Here is a 1,026-nt window from a genome sequence, read left to right as displayed (position 1 = left end):
AGAGCAGCCATATGCGGGGCGGGAAGGTGCGGCCGATGCGGAGGGCGAGGGCGATCATGCCGCGCGCCCCGTTTCCATCATGGTCGCCAGGCGCCGACCGCGATCCTTGACCTGTCCGATCCAGACGCCGTTGCCGCGCATGGCCTCGGCGGCGCCCGCGTAGTCGCCCTTCTGGATCATGGCGACGGTGTTCGGCCACTTCTTGACCAGGCCGTCAGCGCCAAGGTTGAAGGCGAGGTTCTGAACGACACGCTGGCGGACGGGGTCGAGGGTCCGCCACCAGGGGGCGTGGCGGTCGAGGTCTCGCTTGAACCGGGCGATGTCGTTGGCTTTCAGGTAGTCGGCCTCTGCGTTGGTGATGCCGCCACCCTTGCGCTTGTCGATCAGCCGGCCGATGCCGATGGTCCAGAAGCCGAGGCTGTCCTGATAGGCATGCAAGACCCGGCCTTCGTCGCGCTCTAGCTCTTTGATCAGCAGGGCGTCGTTAGGGTCTATGGGATTTCCCATGGACGTGTCGCGGGGCAGGGCGGCGTTGATGCGGTCGACCTCCGCTTGCGTCAGGCCGCGCCCGGCGATAGCGCGCACGGCATCGAACAGCGACTTGGACATGTCGGTCTCCAGTTCAGATTGTGGGGAAACGACCGCTATCGGCCGGCGTTAGATGAGAGCGCCCTAAAGCGGCTCGGGGCGCAGCGGCCTGTCCCGAACCTTCTTGCGATGGCTCAGGAACGGGCCGCACCAGGGGTGCGCACGGCGTGCGCTTGTGGCAGCGTGCCCTCTTAGTGATGAGGGAGTTGGCGAAATGCTGACCATGAAACCGATCATGGAACGGGCCTTTGAACTGGCCGCCTCCGGCAAGTTCAGGGTTCCAAGCGAGGTGTGCAAAGCGTTGCTCGATGAGGGCTACACCCAGTCAGACGTCTTCACGCTGGGTGGTAAGGCCACGACGGCGCAGATTCGGGCGCGTTGCATGAAGGTCGCCGGCGAATAGGTCAGCCTGCTTCTGACTTCGCTTTAGCGATCTCA

The 1,026-nt window shown here is 64.5% G+C and carries 2 protein-coding genes; one reads left to right on the top strand and one right to left on the bottom strand.

Annotated features, from left to right (window positions below):
- Positions 1-54: 54 nt before the first annotated feature.
- A complete protein-coding gene (locus HX774_RS19025) occupies positions 55-609 on the bottom strand; it encodes a glycoside hydrolase family protein (RefSeq protein WP_218650534.1) in 555 nt (184 codons plus the stop codon).
- Positions 610-802: 193 nt separating this feature from the next.
- Here HX774_RS19025 and HX774_RS19020 point away from each other — a divergent pair, with 193 nt between their 5' ends.
- Positions 803-991: a hypothetical protein gene (locus HX774_RS19020; protein ID WP_178828976.1), complete on the top strand. Its 189-nt coding sequence runs from the start codon at positions 803-805 to the stop codon at positions 989-991.
- Positions 992-1,026: the final 35 nt, after the last annotated feature.

The organism is Brevundimonas sp. P7753, from assembly GCF_013386595.1.
GTDB lineage: Bacteria > Pseudomonadota > Alphaproteobacteria > Caulobacterales > Caulobacteraceae > Brevundimonas > Brevundimonas bullata.
This window is presented reverse-complemented; position numbering and strand designations above follow the sequence as displayed.

Excerpts from the sequence above, each read along its gene's own strand:
- HX774_RS19025 (WP_218650534.1), bottom strand. The coding sequence starts at position 609 with ATGTCCAAGTCGCTGTTCGATGCCGTGCGCGCTATCGCCGGGCGCGGC.
- HX774_RS19020 (WP_178828976.1), top strand. The coding sequence starts at position 803 with ATGCTGACCATGAAACCGATCATGGAACGGGCCTTTGAACTGGCCGCC.